The organism is Alloprevotella sp. (assembly GCF_057240785.1).
Genome location: NZ_DBHHRH010000015.1, coordinates 50575 through 70976, shown reverse-complemented (window position 1 = coordinate 70976; position 20402 = coordinate 50575). Strand labels below are relative to the sequence as shown.

Sequence of the window (20402 nt, the reverse complement as noted above, 5' to 3'; positions counted from 1 at the left end):
ATGGGCACGAATGAGGGAGCCCCCTCCAACTCCCCCATTAGGGGGAGTGTTCAGAATAGGGATAATCAGAAATACAAACAAGTGGTAGCCGAGCACTCCCCCTTTATGGGGGAGCTGGAGGGGGCTCCCTCACTCTTCTGTATGCTCTTCCTTCTTCCTCGGCTTCTCGCCTGCCATGATCAGTGCGTGCGCCCGCTGATAGTCAGCCATGTGGAAACCATTGCGCAGGACATAATCGAAAAGGGCTTTGCGCTGGCGAATGGCCTCATTGAGTTCAGTATCGAGGTCCATATAGCGGCTAAGCACTTCTTTGTTGTTGGAAGCCAAATCTGTATCTGCCAAAAGCGTTTGGAGCGGACTCACTTGTGTGCGGAAATAGGTGGCACCCTTCGAGATGCGCTCTTGCAAAAGCGCATCGTTGGCATAGTCGTCGGAAGAAGCCACCAGCTGCTCATACTGAATATGAAAGCGATGGGCAACAGGGAAGAGATTGTGCTGAAGAGCCAGCTGCTCTTTGCGGAAACGCTCCAGTGTGGCGGGATACTCCTTGTAGAAATGCTCTTCCAGATGGCGCAGAAAGAGAGACAGGAGATGCTCGATGCTGCGAAAGTCGAAGAGAGAAGCTATTAGGTTGACGAAATGGATGCGCTGCAATTGGCGGATGCCAGATTCGTCGGGGGTGCGCGCAGGCAGTTCGCGGTGGTAGCGATCTACATTGGCATCGGTGATGATAGCCCGCGGAGGAATGGGCGCACTGAGTACCATTCCTTCGAGCGACTTGCAGCGGCTCAGTGCCACATAAGTTTGTCCGGCGGCAAAAGCGGCGTGTACGTCGATGATAGCATGTTCGAAGGTGAGCCCCTGGCTCTTGTGGACGGTGATAGCCCACGCGAGTTTGAGTGGATACTGCTTAAACATTCCCACAATGCGTTCTTCCACCTCCTTCGTACGCGGATTCATCTCGTAGCGCGTATTCTCCCAAGCGTCGATGTCCACTTCGATGCGCTCATCATTATCGAACGGACAAACCACTATGCGCTTGTCTGTGAGTTCCTCCACTGTACCGAGCATTCCATTAAAGTAGCGGTGCTTCACATCATTTTTAACAAACATCACCTGCGCCCCTTGTTTGAGCACAAGCTCTTCGTCGGTCGGGTAAGAAGACTCGGGAAATACGCCCTCCACGCTGGCTTCAAACACATACTCTTTTGTGGAAAGGCGGTCCAGCTCTTGGGCGTTGTGTTCTCGGGCCTGATGGTTGTGGGTCACAAGGCGCACATAGCCAGCTTCCTCGGGCGGTTCGAAATCGGGCACATAGCGCTCGTTGAAAAGGCGGAGCACTTCAGCATCTGCCGTATTGCTACGCACACGATTGAGGAGCTCTACAAAATGTGGGTCGCTCTGACGATAAACATGGTGCAGCTCGATGGTGGCATAACCGCTCTGATTGAGTGCTCGGCTACTGAAAAAATAAGGTGTAGGATAGTTGGTGCGCAGCAGTTCCCATTCGTCGTCTTTCACTACGGGAGCCAACTGCTGAAGGTCGCCAATGAGCAGCAATTGTACACCTCCGAATGGTTGGAAGGGAGTGCGATAGTGGCGCAATAGCTCATCGATGCGATCCATCATATCGCCGCGAACCATAGATATTTCATCAATGACGATGAGGTCAAGGCTGCGAATGAGTTTCACCTTGTCTTTGCGCAACTTATACTCCATCTTCGTCCGCCCGGGCAGGTAAGGACCGAAGTCGAACTGGAAAAACGAGTGGATAGTAGAGCCGCCGGCGTTGATAGCGGCGACTCCGGTGGGTGCGAGTATCACCATGCGCTTGGGATTGCGTTCGCGGAGCTGCCGCAGGAAGGTGGTTTTCCCTGTTCCTGCTTTACCTGTGAGAAACAGGTTGGTACCTGTCCATTCCACTATCTGCCGAGCGCGTTCCAGTTCTGGATTTTTCATGAGCTTTATAAAATTGAGTGACAAGTTCTCACTTGCCACTCATTATATATATAAGCGACCAAAGCCGCAAAAGGTGTGTTCTTACTGTTCTGCCTGAAAGAGAGGGTCCCAAGCAGGAAGAAGGGTTGGTTTCTGATTAAGGATGTCCAGCGTCTTTGCGTCGACATATTTTTTGTCCACTACCAAGCGGAACAGGTATTCATCCAACCATTTGTCGGTCATGATAAGGTGTCCTTTGTAGCCATACGTTGGGCCCCAGCTGTTTTCTACCATCCATTTTGTGGTCTTGCCAGTTGCGTCAAGCCCTACGGCCATGAGCGTCATGGCGTGGCTGGAAGCAGAGGCATGGGTCTGGATACGCTCAGCCTTATTCATGGGGAAGGTGGTATTGAAGAGCGAAGCGTAGTCATAATTATCAACGTCGAGAACACCGGTCTTTTTGTCGAGGAACTTACCTACATCGCAGGACATATACATCATGGTGGTATCCTTGAGTGACTTCACGGCCATCGCCTTAATCTCGTTCATCGGCAGGTTGATATATGTCCAGTTGCGTCCGTCGTATGTGTGTCGGTCGAGGTCTACTGCGTAGAGTTTGTAGTAAGGACGCGTCGGGTCGTTCATAAGCATCACGTAATCATTCTTGAGATCCTTACCCACAAATTCTTGATAGAATTGCTTGGGAGTGTACTCGGCTGTGCTGACAGCTTTTCCGTCGGCCGTGCGGAGGGTCCAAACAAACTTTTCAACGGGTGTGCCGAGGCAGATTTGCAGGATGTGGTACACTTCGCCCAGCATCGTTGTTTTGCGCTTCTGCAAATCGGTAGCACTCTTTCCTTTGCTGACCATGTCGCGCAGTTCAAGTCCGTACTGGCGAAGCTTCAAGGAAATGATTTCTGCCATCTTCGATGTGTTGTTAGCATTGTAGCTCTCGGGGAATACTTCGGCCGGAACAACACCATACTTCATCACGAGATCTTGTACGCCACTGAACGTGCCGCCATCGGACAAAGGGTGCTCGAAGAGCCAGGTGTTCTGGCGGGAGTCTATCGGTTCCTTGGCGTAGTCAATGACACACTGCAAGAAGAGGTTTGATTTCTCCAGCTGATCATAGAAGGAGAGGAAAGATTGGGAGAGAGTGAACTCTCCGAGCTTGTAGTCCTTAATCATGCGGGCACGCATCACGTTGAGTCCCGTGAAGAGCCAGCAACGACCGCTGGACTGTTGATCGGTGATTCCATTGGAGGGAACGCGATAAGTGAAGTTGCCGTCAACAGGTGCTTTATCGGCACGCTTTGTTAGGTCGTTAATTCCGTTAGCTGCCAAAGCATTGCGCAACGCGCGGTCGGTGGCGGTTGGTGGGTTCTGCTGCTTGATTTGTTGCAGCATGCTTTCTGTAATGGCGCCGTTCTTTTGGGCGAAAGCCACTGCAGACAGCAAGCCAAAGGTTAAGGTAAGAATTCTTTTCATACTGTTTTGGTAGTTAGGAAATTCGGGATATTGAATGACACAGCCCTTGAGCGAATGGGAAAAGTTCTACTCGCGGGAGAGGGCTTTATTGCCTCATCGCTTTCTTATATATTTTCTGACAGATATAATAGAAGAGCACAGCAGTTACTAAGCCGCCGATGACGTCCACTAAATAATGTGCTTGGATATATACGGTGGAAGCACAGAGCAGAAGGTAGAAAGGCAAGAAGCAATAGGCCACAACGCGCTTTTGCTTAAAGATGAGTATCATCATTATTGTACTCATTCCAACGTGCGAACTGGGAAAGGCGGCGGTGGGGCGTTCTCCGGCGCCCTGCGTGAACTCTACGAGCCACTGGAATAGGCCGCTGCTTTCGCCCGACTTGTGGAGCTCTGTGTGATAGCGGAAATAGTCGCCCAAAGCTGGGAGATAGCCGTTGGAAGCATTATCGAAACCAATGGCTTGAAAGTAGAATTGAGGACCAGCTACGGGCAGAAATAAGAATACAACATAGTAAAGATAGAATCCAGCCATCACAATGAAGCTCATGTGTTCATACGTTTCCAAACGCGACTCTTCGCTCTTTCCTTTCACAAAGAAAGGCAATAGGCAAGTTACTGCTATCATGGGATAGTAACTGAAATAGCCCATGTGGAATAATTCGCTGGAGAAACATGAGGGATATGCTGCACTGAAGGCCAAACTGGGCTGACAGCCGAACAGCACCAAATCAGCGTGAGCAAAGACGTGGTCGAGATTGGGAAAGAGCTGGCAAAATTCGTAAGTGTCCGGATACCAGTAGGCAAGTAGGCTGAGGGAGAATAGCGTACGGAGCAATCTTGTGCTTTTCAAAGGTAGCAAACGATTGAGACTGGCAAAGGCAGCAACACCTCCTAACACGGCGATGCGCTCAGCAAGGAGAAAGCCGGGCGCGTGCATATTTTGCCAAAATAAGAATAAGAGCGCTGTGGTGAAGAGCGCATATAGAATAGTGGCCCATTCGATGGGCAACAGACGGAAGCTTTCTGCTTCTGATTTTCTCGGTATTGCTATCCGATTCATTTGTTTCATTGTTCAGCCCGAGGGCTTTGCTTGTGGTTATGGCTTTAGAGCCAACCGTTTTGTATATACCAATTCACAGTTTCCTTTACGCCGCGCTCCAACGGATACTGCGGACGATAGCCCAACTCTTGTTCGGCGGGGCGTATGTCGCACTGCCAGTTGCGTTGCTTTAGGATGTTGAATTTGTCCATATTGAGCGTAGTGGTTTTACCAAAGAGATTCGCCAGTCCGCCGTTAATGCAGCACACCAGCTTTAAGAACCAGATGGGTGCTTTTATATGTAGTACACCGCGAATCTTGAGCTCTTTTTGGAGCAAATCGCTAAAATCACGGCTACTATAATTATGCCCGTCGGTGAGGAAGTATGCGCGGCCGCTTTCTCCATGACTTAGCGCAAGATAGGCGGCTTCTACGAGATCACGGACATATATAAAAGTAATGGTCTGCGGCTTGTAGCCAACGGAAAAGTCGACGCGCTGAATGATAGATTTGGCCATCAGGAAATAATCCTTTTCGCGCGGACCGTAAACTCCCGTGGGGCGAAGGATGATATAGTTCAAATCGGGGATATGAGCCAGCTCTTGTTCGGCTTGTTGCTTCGACCGACCGTAAGCCGTATCGGGCATTTGCTCATCACTTTCCAAAATGGGGCGGTTGTCCTCCTCGCGAACAGAACCATAAACAGAGAGACTGGAGAAAAAGACAAAACGACCTGTGGAAGCGGGAAGTGCTTTGGTCTGCAGGAGCTGTCGAGCGAGACGTACCGTGCCTTCAGCATTTACTCGAACAAATTCGGCCTCACTACGGGCTTTCGTGGCACCAGCTGCATGAAGCACATGAGCAAATGCCCCGTGTTCGGCAACGTGTTTCTCAAGCTGCGCAGCAAGTAGGTCGTCGTCATCGAAATCCAGTTCGAGGAAATGGATGCGCGGGTCTTGCAAATAGCGGCGCGAACTGGATTTTCGGACAGCTGCCCACACATCGAAGCCCAGTTCAAGGCCGCGCGCCACGAGGAAGCTTCCGATAAAGCCGCTCGCCCCTGTGATGAGTATTTTCTCTTTTGTATCTGTCATTTTCTTTGTCTTAACTTTTCTCAGAACAGTCGGAAGGGTCAGTCCTGCCACACTTGCCGGAGATTTTTCGGCATTTGCCGTTCATTATCTCCCACCAACGCTGCTGCGCCTCCCTCTAAAGCTGTTGCATATCATTGAGGCGCTTGTAGTAGCCGTTCAGAGCGATGAGTTCGTCGTGTGTGCCGCGCTCCACAATCTTTCCCTCGTAGAGCACACAAATCTCGTCGGCGTTTTTAATCGTTGAAAGGCGGTGCGCAATAGCGATGGTGGTGCGCGTCTTCATCAAGCGCTCCAACGCCTCTTGCACAAGACGCTCCGACTCTGTGTCGAGCGCGGACGTAGCCTCGTCGAGGATGAGTATGTCTGGGTTTTTCAAAATTGCGCGGGCTATACTGATGCGCTGACGCTGACCGCCCGACAGACGGCAGCCGCGGTCGCCCACGTTGGTATCGTAGCCCTGCTCGCTCTCCATAATGAAGTCGTGAGCATTTGCAATCTTGGCGGCTTCCACCACCTGTTCCATCGTTGCGTTCTCTACTCCAAAGGCTATGTTGTTGAAGAAAGAATCGTTGAAAAGAATAGCGTCCTGATTGACATTACCAATAAGTCCGCGGAGACTTTTAAGGCGGAAATCCTTCACATTTATTCCGTCGATGAGGATTTCCCCACCTGTCACGTCGTGATAGCGCGGCAGGAGATCGACAAGTGTACTCTTGCCCGAACCGCTCTGGCCCACAAGTGCCACCGTGCGGCCTTTGCCCACGTGCAGGTTAATGTCCTGGAGCACTTGCTGCCGCCCGTTGTAGGAGAAACTTACGTTGCGGAAGAGTATCTCCTTTTCGAGCTTCTTCACCTCTTTCGGGGCAGGGGCTTCCACGATGGTATTCTCCGCGTTGAGTATCTTGTTGACGCGTTCCACGCTTGCCATGCCCTTGGGGATATTGTAGCTGGCTTTCGAGAAGTCTTTGAGCGGCTGTATGATACTGTAGAGTATCACCATATAAAAGATAAACTGCGGCGCATCAATGGGCGGGTTCTCTCCATCAAGGATGAGCGTTCCGCCATACCAGAGAACGATGACGATGAGTACAGTTCCCAAAAATTCGCTCACGGGGTGTGCGCTGGCCTGACGGATGCTCACTTTATTTGTTAGGCGGCGGTAGTCATCCGTAACGTTCTCGAAACGATTCCGCATTTTCTGTTCAGCAGTAAATGCCTTCACGATGCGCATTCCGCCCAAGGTTTCCTCGAGTTGCGCCATTGTCTCGCTCCATTTGTTTTGTGCAGCGAGCGATTTCGCTTTTAGCTTGCGCCCTATAGTACTCATTGCCCAAATCAGGAGCGGAAGCACTAGGACGGTGAATAGAGTGAGCTGCCAACTGGTGTACACCAACACGCCGAGATAACAGAGGATAAGAATTGGGTTCTTTACGAGCATCTCGAGCGAGCCTGTGATGCTGTTTTCTATCTCGTTCACGTCGCCGGACATGCGGGCGATGATGTCGCCTTTGCGTTCTTCGCTGAAGAACGAGAGCGGCAATTCCGTGATTTTGTGATACACCGAATTGCGAATGTCTCTAACGATGCCCGTGCGCATCGGTACCATGATGGCCGCCGAAGCAAAGTAGGTGCTCGTTTTCAGTAATGTAGCCGTGATAAGAAATAGTCCGAGGAACAGCAGTGTTGCACTTGCGCCAAATTCTCCCATCCATGTCTGCGTGTAGTAGTACATGTTGTTGACGAGCACATCCTTGAAACTTTTGTCAGCTGCATCCCACGCCATGAAAACATAGGTCTGCGTGTCGATACGAAAGAGAATCTTAAGCATCGGCATAAGCGTGACAAACGAAAAGACGTTGAGCACGGCAGAGAGAATATTGAACAGAAGGGAACCTAAAAGGTAGCCCTTATAAGGAGCAACATAGCGTCGCAGAACCTCGAAAAATTCTTTCATTGGTTGATTGTAGCGTTTGTTATCAAGCCCATTCGCACGGCCAGGCGGCACCTGCTGCGGAGCTTATCAGTTATTTCCGACCGAAGTCGGCAGGTATCTCTCCCCATTTGGAGGTCTCCCATTTTTTTAGCGGCACATTGCGACGGTTTTCTGCCAGCCATTTCTCAGCGCGTGCTATGATTTGGTAGAGTTCCTCGGTTCGAGCTGTCCGCGCCAAGGTTGTCTTACATTTTTTCGCGCGCACCCAGAGCAGCGCATTACGGCTGTCGCTGTAGATAGTCTTCTTTTCGCCTCGCTGCTTTAGCCACGCCAATCCGTGGACTATGGCGAGAAATTCGCCGATATTGTTCGTTCCCCAAACAGGTCCGAAATGGAAAACCTCTTGTCCCGTGGCCAGATCGACACCTCTATACTCCATCTTGCCAGGATTACCAGAGCAGGCAGCATCCACTGCCAGCGCGTTGGCCGTCACCTCGGGCGGGAGATTCAGTACGGTGTCGTGGCGATCTTCGGGCGGGTTGTCGGGCAACGCGCTAACGGAGCGGGTCTTTGCAACTGTTGTGGTCTTTTTCCGTTGCGGACGGGCGGGTGCGCCGGCTTCATACGCTGCCTGCGCCTCGGCTCGTGTTGGAAAACTCTTGTAGCTGGCTCCTTCCGCACCATGCACCTGTGCGCGGCAATCTGCCCAAGACTCATAGATACCTGGTTCGCGGCCTTGCCAAACTACATAGTATTTCTCCTTTGCCACAACTCTGCTTGTCAAAAGGTTTTACATGCGCTCCGGCATCTCAATGCCGAGCAGACCCATGCCTAAGCGGAGCACCTTGGCAACGTTGCGACTCAAAACCAGACGGAACTGACGCTTGTTTTCATCTGTTTCGCCCAGCACTTTATAGTCGTGGTAGAACTGGTTGTACTCTTTTGCCAATTCGTAGCAGTAGTTAGCAATCGCGTTGGGGGCAAATTCCTCGCCGGCCTGGCGCACTACGCTGGCAAAGTCGCTAAGATGCTGAACAACGGCTTCTTCCTTCGTAGAGATTTCAGGCGTAGCGGCAAAGTTGCACGAAACCTGCATCTGCTCAGCTTCGGCCTTGCGAAGGATGGAACGGATGCGGGCGTAGGTATATTGAATGAATGGGCCGGTATTACCATTGAAGTCGATGCTCTCTGCTGGATTGAAGAGCATGTTCTTGCGGGCGTCAACTTTTAGGAGGAAGTATTTCAGCGCGCCGAGGCCTACAATGCGAGCCACTTCATCTTTCTCTTCTTCAGTACGTTCGCCAAACTTACCGGCAGCATCAATGGTCTGACGAGCCTGACGCTTCATTTCAGCGATTAAGTCGTCTGCATCGACAACAGTTCCCTCGCGGCTCTTCATCTTACCATTGGGCAGCTCAACCATACCATAGGAGAAATGAACAAGACTCTTGCCCCATTCGAAGCCCAGTTTGTCGAGCAGGATACTCAAGACTTGGAAGTGGTAGTTCTGCTCGTTGCCAACAACGTAAACCATCTTGTCGATGGGATAATCGTTGAAACGCATCTCAGCAGTACCAATGTCTTGGGTCATATAAACGGACGTACCGTCAGAACGAAGCAATAGTTTCTGATCCAGTCCCTCTGCCGTGAGATCTGCCCAAACGGAGTTGTCCGCCTTGCGGATGAAGAGGTTTTTCTCCAAGCCTTCTTCCACCTTCTTGCGGCCAACGAGATAGGTATTGCTTTCGTAGTAGATTTTATCAAAGCTAACGCCGAGTGCCTTATAGGTTTCATCGAATCCGGCATACACCCAGCTGTTCATCTTCTCCCAAAGCGCACGTACTTCCGCATCGCCTTGTTCCCATTTCACGAGCATTTCGTGAGCTTCCTTGATGAGCGGAGCTTCTTGTTCGGCCTTTGCTTTGGCATCCTCTTCGTTCAGCCCCTCAGCCATATAGCGTGCTTGCAATTCTTTGACCTCTTCGCGATAGTGCTTATCGAAAGCCACGTAGTAGTCGCCAATGAGGTGGTCGCCCTTCTTTCCGCTGGTCTCGGGAGTTTCTCCGTTGCCATATTTCACCCATGCGAGCATGGATTTGCAAATGTGGATGCCGCGGTCGTTAACGATGTTGGTCTTCACAACGCGGTTACCGTTAGCCTCCTCAAGCTGAGCCAGTGACCATCCTAAGAGGTTGTTGCGCACGTGGCCCAGGTGGAGCGGTTTGTTGGTGTTGGGCGAGGAATACTCTATCATCATCAACGGGCTCTGGTCTGTAACGGGCACGAAGCCGTACTTGTCGGCCGCGTCAATATCGGCCAAGAGCTCTATCCAAGCTTTGGGCGCGATGACAAGGTTCAAGAAGCCTTTCACTACGTTGAAACTCGCCACTATGTCGGTTTGCTGCAACTGTTCGCCTATTTCCTGTGCCACTTCCTCTGGCTTCTTGCGCGCCAGGCGTACGAAGGGGAACACTACAAGGGTCAGATGGCCTTCGAACTCTTTCTTAGTTTTTTGCAGCTGTACTTGCTTCTCGTCGATCTGCTGCCCGTAGAGCGTTTCAACCGCTTTCTGCACGGCAGCGACCAGTGCTGTTTCTATTTTCATTCCGATTTATTGATTATTCTTCTATACTTATTAGCGAACAAAGATAGCTTTATCGGTGGGTAACACAAAGATTTTCACGAAGATTGTTAGCCCTCTCAACCGACACAAGGCACATATCGGAGCTTTTCTCCCTTTTTCCGATCATTTTTAGCGTATTTCCCGAAAATTTTCTCCACTCCCGTCCGTCGGTTTCCTTATTGTATTTTTCAGCATCCTTATTGTGTCGGCTGACACAATAAGGATGTGAGCTGACAGCCTTATTGTACGGACGCTTTTCTGCTGCGTTCTTTTCGACAACTGCCTCACGCACTCGATTTTGAGCCAGCCACAAAAAGCTAAAACTAAGAATTCTATTTACAAAAACAACCTGTTTTTCATCACCTTTCTCAGATTCTTCCGACCTGTCGGACTTGTCCAAAACTCTCTCCCACGAATTTTCACAAAAAGGGCGAACACCCACGAATATGATAGAGAAATTCGTGAACATTCGCCCTTTTCGTAAAAATTCGTGGGCTAAAACCGCAAGCAAACTACTGCTTTTTTCGCCTTACTATACTCTTAATTTTGTCAACTATATTCGTTTTCTTTCTCAGCAAGTTCCAAGCGAACCACAGACTAAGGCCAAGCACGGGTAAGCCCAAGAGAAGTTTCACTCCCCAGTTGGCCACTGTGGCCGCTCCAATACCTGCCACCAATAGGACATACTGCACGATGCAACGCAACAGTGTGCGGCGTTCGAAGCGAAAGTCATAGACACGCGCATAAACCAGCGAGATATTGATAAGATCAAAGAGATTGGCCAACGAAAGGGCGATACCTGCCCCCACAATACCGCGAACGTGATACCCCACTATGACGAGCACCGTGAACACTACGTTGTAAAGAAATTCCATCAACAAATAGAGCCGCGAATGGCCCCGCGCCAACGGCAGATAGGCGATGGGCGTATAAACAGCCTTGAAATACATAAACGAAAGGCCGCAAAGCACCATCGAAACCACAGGGAGGAATTCGGGGGTATAGAGCACGCGAACAATGATAGGGAGAAACAGCGCGAAAGCTATGAGAAACGGAGTCATCAACAGCACCAGTACATCAATTTGACGGTTGATGGCGTTGTTGCGCCGCTTGCGGTCATCGCCAGCTGCACTGAGTCGAGGAAAAAAGTCGGCATCCATGGCCACAAAAGCCAGGCGCGCGTAGGAAACAATGAGGGTCACACCCACGGCATAAAGACCGGCGCGATTCAAGCTCGTGGAATTGGTGACATAAGAGCGCACGATGAGTTCTGCTCCGCTGCCGATAGTCCCTGCCAGTATGTAAGCCCCGCCCAACTTCAGCAAATGGCCACCGCTCTTCATGAGCTTCATGCTCCGAAGCCCAACGCGGTAGGGATAGTCGCGGGTTGTGGCGTAGAGATTCAGCAGGCAGACAGCAGCCGTAGTAGACAGCAGCACGGGAATAACGCCGTGCAGGCCCAGCAACCAGTAGGCAGGAATGGTTATGAGCATGGTGACCAGCGCTCCCAAGGCACTGATGGCGGCCATCTGCTTGAGGCGCTGCAACCCCTTCAAGATGGCCACTTCTCCGCCCGTGATGGCCAGTATTCCCACCATGGGAGCTACCAAGACAAAGCCTTTGGTGGTATGGAAGTCGGAGAGAGTCCAATAGCTCAGTAGCGGAGCGGACAAGAGGCATATCAGCGTGCCGAGGAGAGCCGTGACGAGCGCCCACGAACGTATGAGGCGGATATACATCCTTATGGCTTCCTCCTTTCCCTGCTCGTGAAGCTCCGACAGTCGGCGCACAGCACTGAATCCAATACCGAAATTCGTCATGTTCGCTATGAGATCGACGGCGCGGTTATAGGTCTCCACCAATCCGATACCCCAAGCTCCGATGAACATAGCCGTAAATTTGTTTCGGACTATAGACATCAGTATATAGAACACTTGTACGCCGCCCAACAAGCCGGTGTATTTCAAAACATGATTATAGGTGTCTTTCTTCATGTATAGGAAAAAGGTTTCACACCATAGGGAGACTCTGGCCGGAGATTTTGCGATAAAGGTCGAGCGCAAAGACATCGGTCATGCCGCTTAGGTAGTCGAGGACGGCCATAATGCGGGTGGAGAGATTCTCTGAGTGAAGTTCGTACTGACGGGAGGCCTGGCTCAACAAAAGGCGGGAGTAGGCCTTTTCGGGGGAGAGAACGGCGTCGGTCATAAGTTCGAGGAGCGTATAAATAATGTGATAACCGGCCAAGTCCACATCTGTCACTTCCTTGGCCTTATAAATCCTGCTGGTGGCTACTTCCTCGCAACGTTTGTAGGCTTCTTTCAGTGGCTCGGGCAAATGTCCGATGAGCGTTCCTTCAAATGTTCCCGCCAAGATCTCTTCTTCGTGGTCGAGGAATACGCGGACGCAAGCTTGCTCCAAGGCATTGATAACACAGGAGCGATAATAAACGATGCGGTCATTGAAGTCCGTCACCACATCATAGGACTGCTGAAGACGCTGACGGGTTTGCTCATCAAAGAAGCCGAGAAGCAAAGCCTCCGTCCGCTCGTCCGAAAGCAGACGCAGCTTGTGGGCGTCCTCAATGTCCATTATTTCATAGCAAATATCATCGGCCGCCTCAACGAGATAGACCAACGGATAGCGGGCATAAGAAAGTGTGTCGGGATGTGAAGCAGAGCGAGGGATTCCCAGTTCGTTGGCAATCTTCAGATAATCCTCGCTTTCAGTATAAAAGAAGCCAAACTTGGAACGCTTACCGGCCAAATGGGAGCAACGGGGATATTTAACAATAGAAGCCAGCGTGGAATAAGTCATAACGAAGCCGCCGCGGCGATGTCCGTTGAACTGATGAGTAAGTAGGCGAAAGGCGTTGGCATTACCATCAAAGTTGGTAATATCTGCCCAAGTGTCAGCCGACAGTTGCTCACGGAGCATTGTGCCGCGCCCTTCGAGGAAGAAACTGCGTATGGCGCGCTCGCCACTATGTCCGAAAGGCGGATTGCCCATATCATGGGCCAGACAAGCAGCACTAACAATCGAACCGAGAGCATCCATATCGGCGCGATCCAGATGGGGATGCCGGCGGAGAAGTTCGTTGCCGATGTCAGTACCTAAAGAGCGCCCCACGCTCGACACCTCGAGCGAATGGGTCAGACGGTTGTGAACAAAGATACTTCCCGGCAAGGGAAAAACTTGTGTCTTGTTCTGCATGCGGCGAAAGGCCGATGAAAAGATAAGACGGTCGTAGTCGCGCTGAAATTCGGTGCGTCGTTCATTCACTACGCGGTATTCATCTTCCTTACCAAAACGCTTGTAGGAGATAAGTTGCTTCCAATCCATACTATACTTCTTTTTGTCCCTCCCATAAGGAAGGGGAAATGCAAAAATACGGTAAAAAACTATGCAGCCCGCTGATTTTCCATAAAATATGGAAGTATGTAAACGCTTTTCAGTAATTTTGTTCCCTATTCCAAACAAGAGAATTTCCATGAAGATAGAAATTGTCAACCGCTCCCACCACGCGCTGCCTAAGTATGAGACGCCGCTCAGTGCGGGCATGGATTTGCGTGCCAACCTCGATACTTCCATCACGCTGCAACCTTTGGAGCGTTGCATCGTTCCCACGGGACTTTTCATAGCTCTACCCGAGGGCTACGAAGCTCAAGTGCGGCCACGCTCAGGACTGGCTATAAAGAAAGGTATCACTTGCCTAAACACGCCGGGAACTATCGACGCCGACTATAGAGGTGAGATAGGCGTCATCCTCATCAATCTTTCGCGCGACGCCTTTACTATCAACGACGGCGACCGCATTGCACAGATGGTTGTAGCCCACCACGAAACGGTGGAGTGGACACCTGTTGAACAGCTCAACGAGACCGAGCGTGGCGCAGGTGGCTTCGGACACAGCGGAGAAAAATGATATTGAAAGATACGTATAAAGTGAAGAATAGTTGGAAATATCAGATGTGGGTGCACAGCTGCTTGCTGGTTGTGCTGCTACTTTCTGTTGGTTGTTCTGCGCCGCAGACTGCTGGACAAAATAAGGATGCGGCACAGCATGAAGTGTCTCACCGCACGCTTTCTTATGAGCAGCAGCGACGCTTCAATGATCTCTATCTCGAGGCGGTACGTCAGCGTGAAAAGAACAATTATGATGCTTCTTACGACTTACTTACTGGGGCTTTGGAACTGAATCCTGATGCCTCCGAGGCTGTTTTCGATATGGCCCTCCTAAAGATTGCCCAAGGTGGGGCATTTGACACAACACTTGTTAATGAAGGCGATTCGTTACTACGGCGTGCTGTGGATTTAGCCCCAGCAAATCGTTTCTATAAAGAAACACTCGCCAACGAACTCATTCGCCGCGCCGATTTCAAAGGAGCTACGCAGCTCTACGAAGAACTTGCTGCCGTGGAGCCTTCGGAGGAAACGCTCGGCACTTTGATGAAACTATACGAGCAAACCGGAAACTTTCAAGGAGCTATACAAACAATCAACCGCTTAGAGGACATAGTGGGCCCCAACGAGGACTTAGCGCTCGAGAAGTTTCAGATGTACATCGGTCAGAAGGATGATGACCACGCCTACAAAACGATTGAGGATCTCTGCGCCGAATATCCCAACGAACTCAAGTATCGCGTTCTTCTGGGCGACCTGTATTTTCAAAACGGGCATCCCGAGCAGGCAGCGATGGTATATCGCGACGTACTGACTTCTGAACCCGACAACGCGTTTGCTCAAATCTCCATGCTGGCATACTACAACCAGACGCACCAAGATTCGCTCTATCAACAGATGGTTCGAGAGGTGGTGCTCAATCCGCAAACGCAAAGCGACGCTAAAGTAGAGGCCATGCGTGGCTACATTGGAACAACGACTCAAAAAGGGGACTCGCTCGCTGCTCTCCCCCTCTTCCGCGAAGCTTTAGACCAGCCGCAGGCAGATAGGTCCTTGGCTGAACTTTGCGCCTATTATGTTGCGGCACTCGATATGCCTGTCGATTCGCTCGCACCTATAATGAACAAAATTCTGGAAGTAGAGCCAGACTACAAGCAAGCCCGTTTGCAACTGCTTCAGATAGCTATAAATCATCAGAACCAAAAGGAAGTGTTGCGTCTCTGCCGCGAAGGCATCAACTACTCCCCTTCGGAAATCGTTTTCTACTACTACGAGGGTGCTACACTCCTTCAGCAAGACCGCACAGAGGAGGCGCTGAAAGTTCTCTATGAAGGTATCAGCAGAATTGATAATGAGAGCGACAAAGAAACGGCTTCTGATATGCTCAGCATGCTGGCTGACATCGAACACGAAAAGGGCCGCCACGAAAAAGCCTTTTCGCTTTATAAACAGGCGGCAGATCTCAATCCAAACAACCTTCTTTGCCTCAATAATTACGCTTATTTTCTCAGCCTTGAACGTCGTAATCTCGACCAGGCCGAAGCTATGAGCAAAAAGACAGTAGATGCCGAGCCGCAGAACGCTACTTATCTCGACACCTATGCTTGGATTCTCTACCAGAACCGTCGCTATCAGCAGGCGCGTATTTATATTGACCAAACCCTCAAACATACTCCCAACGACGAGGTAAGTGCTACGCTCTACCTCCATGCTGGCGACATATACTATCGTTGTGGTGATCGCCGTTCGGCTCTTGCCTTTTGGCGCAAGGCTCTCAACGTTTCTTCCGATAAAAAACAGCGCGCACAGCTGCGGCGAAAAATTCAGCGCCGCCGCCCCTAAGCGCCAGCACCATTATCAAGCTCAAGAATATGAACATTCTGAAAATACTTCCTCTGGCAGCCCTCCTTTTGTCGGCTTGTCATACCACTAAAAACATTCAGAACACGACCGAACACACCAAAGCTATCGACAACGCCGAGGCAGCTTACAAAAGAAAGGTCGTTCAGAACGCACAGACTGCTAATTATCTCACCAGCCGCGTCAAGGTAAACATCAACGCTGCGGGAAAAAACATTAGCTGCAACGGGCGGCTCAATATGAAGCGCAATGATGTCATCCAACTCTCCCTTTCTTTCCTCGGCTTTGAAGTAGGCCGCCTCGAATTCACGCCGCAAAACGTTCTGCTTATTGATCGTATCAACAAGCAGTATTGTCGTGGCAACTACAACGAGGTTCGCTTCCTCCAGCAAGCTAATATTGATTTCTATTCGCTGCAAGCTATCTTCTGGAACGAGATTTTCATTCCAGGACAACACAATGCTAACAATTCCCTCAACCGCTTCCATCTTTCGTCGGCAGGCGACCACACGTTGCTATCCCTACCCGACGCACCGAAACTCGACTACCAGTTTCTGACACAAACCAGCACTGCTTTGCTCGACCGCATCACCGTGCAGAGCAAACAAGCGGGGCAGAAAGGACAACTGGTGTGTAAATACGCTGCCTTCACCAATGTGGGCGGAAAACCATTCCCAAAATCCATCACTCTTAATATAACGGGACTTGGAAAGGACGCTCAGCTCGATATCGAACTCACCGGCCCCAACAACAATAGCGACTGGGAAACTCGCACTACTGTGAAAGACACTTACAAGCAACGCTCAGCCGACGACATACTCGGCCGACTCATTCAAATGAATTAGTAGCACGGCTTCTGCCGCAAGAAGAAAACTATCTCCTATGCGAAAATATCTCGTATTCCTCCTGTTTGTTCTCATGTTGCCTCTGACCATCCACGCGCAGACGAAAAAAATTAATCGCCTGAAGGTGGAACGCACTGTCATGCAGAAAAAAATCAACGAATCAGAACAACTCCTCAACACCACAAAGAAAGATGTCCGTTCGCAGCTCAACAACCTGCTCGTCCTTAACACGCAGATTGGCGAACAGCAGAAATATGTTGAAGGCATACAGAACGAAATGGTTGTTCTTACCAACAACCTCAGCGTACTGGAGAAAGAACTCAGCGTATTGCAACAAGAGCTCAATATCGTTAAGCAAAAATACCACCGCGCAGTTCTCTACACCTTCCGCAATAAGTTGCTCAACAACAAGTGGCTCTTCATCCTCAACGCTCGTAGTTTTAACGATATGTACCGCCGTATGCGCTATGTGAACAACTACAGCAAATACCAAAAGGTGCAGGGCGAAATCATCCGCGAGAAGGAAGAAGCCATTCAGAAGAAGAAGAACCAGATTCTCGGCATCAAGACGGAGAAAAACCAACTGCTCGTTGAGGGACGCCAACAACAGCAAGCGCTCCATGGCAAAAGAGTGCAGCAGCAGCAAGTGGTAAACGAGCTGAACCAGAAACAAAAGGAGTTGCAAACTTCCATAGCGCAGCAACGCCAGAAGTACGCTTCTCTCAACGCGCAGATAGATCGCCTCATCCAGGCCGAAATTGCCGCAGCAGCTCGCCGCCGTGCTGCTGAAGAAGCCGCCCGAAAAGCGGCTGCCGAGAAGGCGCGCAAAGCTGCCGCTGAAGCAGCGGCCCGCAAGAAGAAGCAGGAAGAAGAAGCACGCCGTGCCGCAGCGGCAAAAGCGGCTGCAGCCAAAGCCGCCGAAGCTAAGAAGGCCGCCGAAAAAGCTGCCGCCGAAGCAAAGGCAGCAGCGGCCAAAGCGGCAGCTGCAAAGACTGCTGCAGCCAAGAAAGCAGCAGCTGAGAAAGCACAGCAAGCTCGCGCAGCAGCTCAGGCTGCTGCAACAAAAGCAGCCGAAGCTAAAAAGGCTGAAGCAGCTAAGAATGCTCCTAACCGCTACGATACGCCAGAACCCACACCGACCTTCTCTGCAGCCGACAATATGGACCGCGCCATCAGTGGTGGCTTTGCAGCCAACCGCGGTCGCCTGCCAATGCCTATCACAGGTAGTTTTGCCGTCACCGCACGCTATGGCTCTTACAACGTAAACGGCCTAAACGGAATTCGTCTTGACAACAAGGGTATCAACATTACGGGACATCCTGGTGCACAGGCGCGCGCTGTCTACAGAGGTCAGGTGACATCCATCTTCTCCCTCGGAGGTATGTACAATGTCATTGTCCGCCACGGCGAATACATGACCGTTTATTGCAACCTCTCTTCTGTCTCTGTCCATAATGGGCAACAAGTAAACGGAGGTCAAACTCTCGGCGCTGTAGCTCCCGACGGTTCGGGCAACTGCACCCTCCATTTCCAAATTCGTAAAGAAACCGCTACTCTCAACCCGCAAGCGTGGTTGAGGTGATGGGAGAAAATTAAGAGCCTTTCCCCCTCATGGGGGAGCCCCCTCCATCTCCCCCATGAGGGGGAGTGCTCGGCTACCACTTATCGCAGGATTCTTTGATGACTTATTAGATTTCTAATTTCTCAGCTTTGGTTTTCTGACTGGTCGGACTAGTCGGACTGGTCCGAGGACTGAATCTCCGACAAGTCGGACTAGTCCGACCCGTCCGAGAACCAAAGCTGAGCACTCCCCCTTATGGGGGAGGTGAAGGAGGCTTCCTTATTCGTGATTCTTCGCCCCTTTCGTGAAAATTCGTGGGCTAAATTCAGTCAATAATCTTCTTACTTTTTCCCTCTCACAAACGCCACAAAATCCTCCACGAAAGGGAGAGAGCGACCCATCCAGCCTTCCTGCGCGCCGATACAATAAGGCTGTCGGCGGATTTCCTTATTGCGCCGGCCAACAGAATAAGGAAGCCAGCAGACACAATAAGGAAATTGACGAAGAGGTACAGACTCTTTTTAGGAAAAATATGACCGAAAAAGAAGGAAAAACTATGAAAAACAGCACTACCTGCTACTTTCTCCACCATTTTATCAAATCTGTCACACCAAAAAGTGGGCAAAAATTGATGCAGAAGGGGTAGATTCTCCATTTTCAGCATCATGTTGCTGAAAATATTTTATCAATAAATCAGCAACTTTTTCAGATTCTTATTTAAGTATATACCCCAAGAAGCAGCGGAGGGGATTGTTCCAAAGTAGATGCAATCCCGTCAGTTTCTGAGCCCTCATTTGCTAAACGCCACGAATAATTCCACGCGTGGCGTTTTCTATTTTCGCGCTTATCATTACTTTTGTATCATAATATAAACAGAAGAAAATGAAACTCATTCATACTGCCGACTGGCACTTGGGCAATAGTTTCCACCGACACGATCGTGAGGGGGAATTCACCCATTTCTTGCGCTGGATGCTCGAAACGCTCCGCCAGCAGCAGCCCGACGCGTTGCTCATCAGCGGCGACGTGTTCGATTCGGCCAATCCCTCGGCCCGTGCGGAAGAAATGTTCTATCAGTTTCTCAACGATGCTACGGAGACCGTTCCAGGTATTCAAATCGTCATCACAGCTGGTAATCACGATTCAGCAGGCCGATTGGAAGCTCCGCAAGCCTTGTTGAAAACTCACAACATCTATGTGCGCGGACTGATACACCGCAACGAGGAAGGAGAGATAGACTTCGACGAGTATCTCCTCCCTTTGAGTTTGCGCGATGATGCCGAAGCGCGCGTGGTTTGCTTCGCCATTCCCTATCTGCGCAGCGGCGACTATCCAGCAGGAATGTCCGTGGAAGAAGGTTTGCACTATTTCCTCAATGGTTTGCAGAAGCATTTTCGCAAATCGCCCTTTAAGGCATTGCCCACTGTGGCTTGTGCTCACTACTATGCCGCAGGGGCCGACATCAATGCCGAAGAACACAGCGAACGCCTCGTGGTGGGCGGTCAGGACCGCGTAGATGCCGACATCATGGGTGAAGGATTCAGTTATGTAGCTTTGGGCCATATCCACAAAGCCCAGCAAGTGAGCAGCAACACCTACTATGCCGGTTCGGCTCTCCCAATGAGTTTCAGCGAAAGGTTCTATCATCACGGCGTGGAAATGGTGGAAATCGGTGAAGACGGCGAAACTGTTGTGAGCCATCTTGAATACAACCCTTTGCGCCATTTGCTCACCATTCCGGCCAAAGGCTCTGCCACTCCGGCCACTATTATGGACGAAATCTGCAAACTGCCGGAGCGCGAAAAGAAGGACAATGGCGAAGCATGGCCCTATCTGGAACTACGCGTACTGGAGGAACAACCAGAACCAAACTTCCTCCATGAGGTGACGGAAGCCTTGAGCACAAAAGCAGTACTCTTCTGCCGCATGACGCGCGAAACACCGAAAACGAGTTCTCCTACTTCCGCAACAACAGAAAGCATCGAAACCATACGCAGTCTGACCCCCATGGAAATGGCTCAAATGGTGTTCGACAGTCGCTACGGCAGCGAAATGCCCGACTCCCTCCGCCTGCGTTTCGAACAAGCAGAAAAGGAATGTACCGATATTTAA

General features: G+C 50.7%; 15 protein-coding genes. 5 read left to right on the top strand and 10 right to left on the bottom strand.

From position 1 onward, the window contains the following. Nucleotides 1-129 precede the first annotated feature (129 nt). The 9 genes from ACO4R2_RS03985 to dgt form a co-directional block, all read right to left on the bottom strand. Complete coding sequence (locus tag ACO4R2_RS03985) at nucleotides 130-1959, bottom strand: ATP-dependent DNA helicase (protein ID WP_484769267.1); 1830 nt, start codon at nucleotides 1957-1959, stop codon at nucleotides 130-132. Nucleotides 1960-2040: 81 nt separating this feature from the next. Continuing rightward, nucleotides 2041-3429 (bottom strand): C1 family peptidase, encoded by a 1389-nt coding sequence (locus ACO4R2_RS03980; protein WP_484769266.1) that lies wholly within the window; start codon nucleotides 3427-3429, stop codon nucleotides 2041-2043. An 85-nt stretch (nucleotides 3430-3514) separates the two neighbouring features. Then, a complete protein-coding gene (locus ACO4R2_RS03975; protein WP_484769265.1) occupies nucleotides 3515-4492 on the bottom strand; it encodes a phosphatase PAP2 family protein in 978 nt (325 codons plus the stop codon). Between the two features lie 44 nt (nucleotides 4493-4536). Further along, nucleotides 4537-5565 (bottom strand): NAD-dependent epimerase/dehydratase family protein, encoded by a 1029-nt coding sequence (locus ACO4R2_RS03970; RefSeq protein ID WP_484769264.1) that lies wholly within the window; start codon nucleotides 5563-5565, stop codon nucleotides 4537-4539. A 115-nt stretch (nucleotides 5566-5680) separates the two neighbouring features. Continuing rightward, a complete protein-coding gene (locus ACO4R2_RS03965; protein ID WP_484769263.1) occupies nucleotides 5681-7519 on the bottom strand; it encodes an ABC transporter ATP-binding protein in 1839 nt (612 codons plus the stop codon). A 70-nt stretch (nucleotides 7520-7589) separates the two neighbouring features. After that, nucleotides 7590-8267 (bottom strand): ribonuclease H1 domain-containing protein, encoded by a 678-nt coding sequence (locus tag ACO4R2_RS03960; protein ID WP_484769315.1) that lies wholly within the window; start codon nucleotides 8265-8267, stop codon nucleotides 7590-7592. Between the two features lie 21 nt (nucleotides 8268-8288). Next, nucleotides 8289-10103, bottom strand: coding sequence for an arginine--tRNA ligase (gene argS, locus ACO4R2_RS03955; protein ID WP_484769262.1), 1815 nt, complete (start codon nucleotides 10101-10103; stop codon nucleotides 8289-8291). A 530-nt stretch (nucleotides 10104-10633) separates the two neighbouring features. Beyond that, nucleotides 10634-12115 carry an oligosaccharide flippase family protein gene (locus ACO4R2_RS03950; protein ID WP_484769261.1) on the bottom strand — a complete coding sequence of 494 codons (1482 nt, stop codon included), beginning with the start codon at nucleotides 12113-12115 and terminating at the stop codon, nucleotides 10634-10636. 16 nt (nucleotides 12116-12131) lie between these two features. Continuing rightward, nucleotides 12132-13463 carry a dGTP triphosphohydrolase gene (gene dgt / locus ACO4R2_RS03945; protein WP_484769260.1) on the bottom strand — a complete coding sequence of 444 codons (1332 nt, stop codon included), beginning with the start codon at nucleotides 13461-13463 and terminating at the stop codon, nucleotides 12132-12134. A gap of 148 nt (nucleotides 13464-13611) precedes the next feature. On the opposite strand from dgt, the gene dut reads away from it, so the two are divergent. The 4 genes from dut to ACO4R2_RS03925 are packed head-to-tail and all read left to right on the top strand — an operon-like array spanning nucleotide 13612 to nucleotide 18311. Then, nucleotides 13612-14046 (top strand): dUTP diphosphatase, encoded by a 435-nt coding sequence (gene dut / locus ACO4R2_RS03940; protein WP_009347817.1) that lies wholly within the window; start codon nucleotides 13612-13614, stop codon nucleotides 14044-14046. Beyond that, nucleotides 14043-15866 carry a tetratricopeptide repeat protein gene (locus ACO4R2_RS03935; RefSeq protein WP_484769259.1) on the top strand — a complete coding sequence of 608 codons (1824 nt, stop codon included), beginning with the start codon at nucleotides 14043-14045 and terminating at the stop codon, nucleotides 15864-15866. The genes dut and ACO4R2_RS03935 overlap by 4 nt, the downstream gene beginning before the upstream one ends. 29 nt (nucleotides 15867-15895) lie before the next feature. Further along, nucleotides 15896-16729 (top strand): lipoprotein insertase outer membrane protein LolB1, encoded by an 834-nt coding sequence (gene lolB1, locus ACO4R2_RS03930; RefSeq protein WP_484769258.1) that lies wholly within the window; start codon nucleotides 15896-15898, stop codon nucleotides 16727-16729. Nucleotides 16730-16766: 37 nt separating this feature from the next. Continuing rightward, complete coding sequence (locus ACO4R2_RS03925) at nucleotides 16767-18311, top strand: murein hydrolase activator EnvC family protein (RefSeq protein WP_484769257.1); 1545 nt, start codon at nucleotides 16767-16769, stop codon at nucleotides 18309-18311. Between the two features lie 334 nt (nucleotides 18312-18645). Here ACO4R2_RS03925 and ACO4R2_RS03920 read toward each other — a convergent pair whose 3' ends face one another. Continuing rightward, entirely contained in the window at nucleotides 18646-18957 is a 312-nt protein-coding gene (locus ACO4R2_RS03920) for a hypothetical protein (protein ID WP_484769256.1), read from the bottom strand. A 215-nt stretch (nucleotides 18958-19172) separates the two neighbouring features. Here ACO4R2_RS03920 and ACO4R2_RS03915 point away from each other — a divergent pair, with 215 nt between their 5' ends. Beyond that, nucleotides 19173-20402: an exonuclease SbcCD subunit D gene (locus tag ACO4R2_RS03915; RefSeq protein ID WP_484769255.1), complete on the top strand. Its 1230-nt coding sequence runs from the start codon at nucleotides 19173-19175 to the stop codon at nucleotides 20400-20402.

What these genes read in the sequence shown, in the direction of transcription:
- ACO4R2_RS03985 (WP_484769267.1), bottom strand. Translation starts at nt 1,959, where the DNA reads ATGAAAAATCCAGAACTGGAACGCGCTCGGCAGATAGTGGAATGGACA.
- ACO4R2_RS03980 (WP_484769266.1), bottom strand. Translation starts at nt 3,429, where the DNA reads ATGAAAAGAATTCTTACCTTAACCTTTGGCTTGCTGTCTGCAGTGGCT.
- ACO4R2_RS03975 (WP_484769265.1), bottom strand. Translation starts at nt 4,492, where the DNA reads ATGAATCGGATAGCAATACCGAGAAAATCAGAAGCAGAAAGCTTCCGT.
- ACO4R2_RS03970 (WP_484769264.1), bottom strand. Translation starts at nt 5,565, where the DNA reads ATGACAGATACAAAAGAGAAAATACTCATCACAGGGGCGAGCGGCTTT.
- ACO4R2_RS03965 (WP_484769263.1), bottom strand. Translation starts at nt 7,519, where the DNA reads ATGAAAGAATTTTTCGAGGTTCTGCGACGCTATGTTGCTCCTTATAAG.
- argS (WP_484769262.1), bottom strand. Translation starts at nt 10,103, where the DNA reads ATGAAAATAGAAACAGCACTGGTCGCTGCCGTGCAGAAAGCGGTTGAA.
- ACO4R2_RS03950 (WP_484769261.1), bottom strand. Translation starts at nt 12,115, where the DNA reads ATGAAGAAAGACACCTATAATCATGTTTTGAAATACACCGGCTTGTTG.
- dgt (WP_484769260.1), bottom strand. Translation starts at nt 13,463, where the DNA reads ATGGATTGGAAGCAACTTATCTCCTACAAGCGTTTTGGTAAGGAAGAT.
- dut (WP_009347817.1), top strand. Translation starts at nt 13,612, where the DNA reads ATGAAGATAGAAATTGTCAACCGCTCCCACCACGCGCTGCCTAAGTAT.
- ACO4R2_RS03935 (WP_484769259.1), top strand. Translation starts at nt 14,043, where the DNA reads ATGATATTGAAAGATACGTATAAAGTGAAGAATAGTTGGAAATATCAG.
- lolB1 (WP_484769258.1), top strand. Translation starts at nt 15,896, where the DNA reads ATGAACATTCTGAAAATACTTCCTCTGGCAGCCCTCCTTTTGTCGGCT.
- ACO4R2_RS03925 (WP_484769257.1), top strand. Translation starts at nt 16,767, where the DNA reads ATGCGAAAATATCTCGTATTCCTCCTGTTTGTTCTCATGTTGCCTCTG.
- ACO4R2_RS03920 (WP_484769256.1), bottom strand. Translation starts at nt 18,957, where the DNA reads ATGATGCTGAAAATGGAGAATCTACCCCTTCTGCATCAATTTTTGCCC.
- ACO4R2_RS03915 (WP_484769255.1), top strand. Translation starts at nt 19,173, where the DNA reads ATGAAACTCATTCATACTGCCGACTGGCACTTGGGCAATAGTTTCCAC.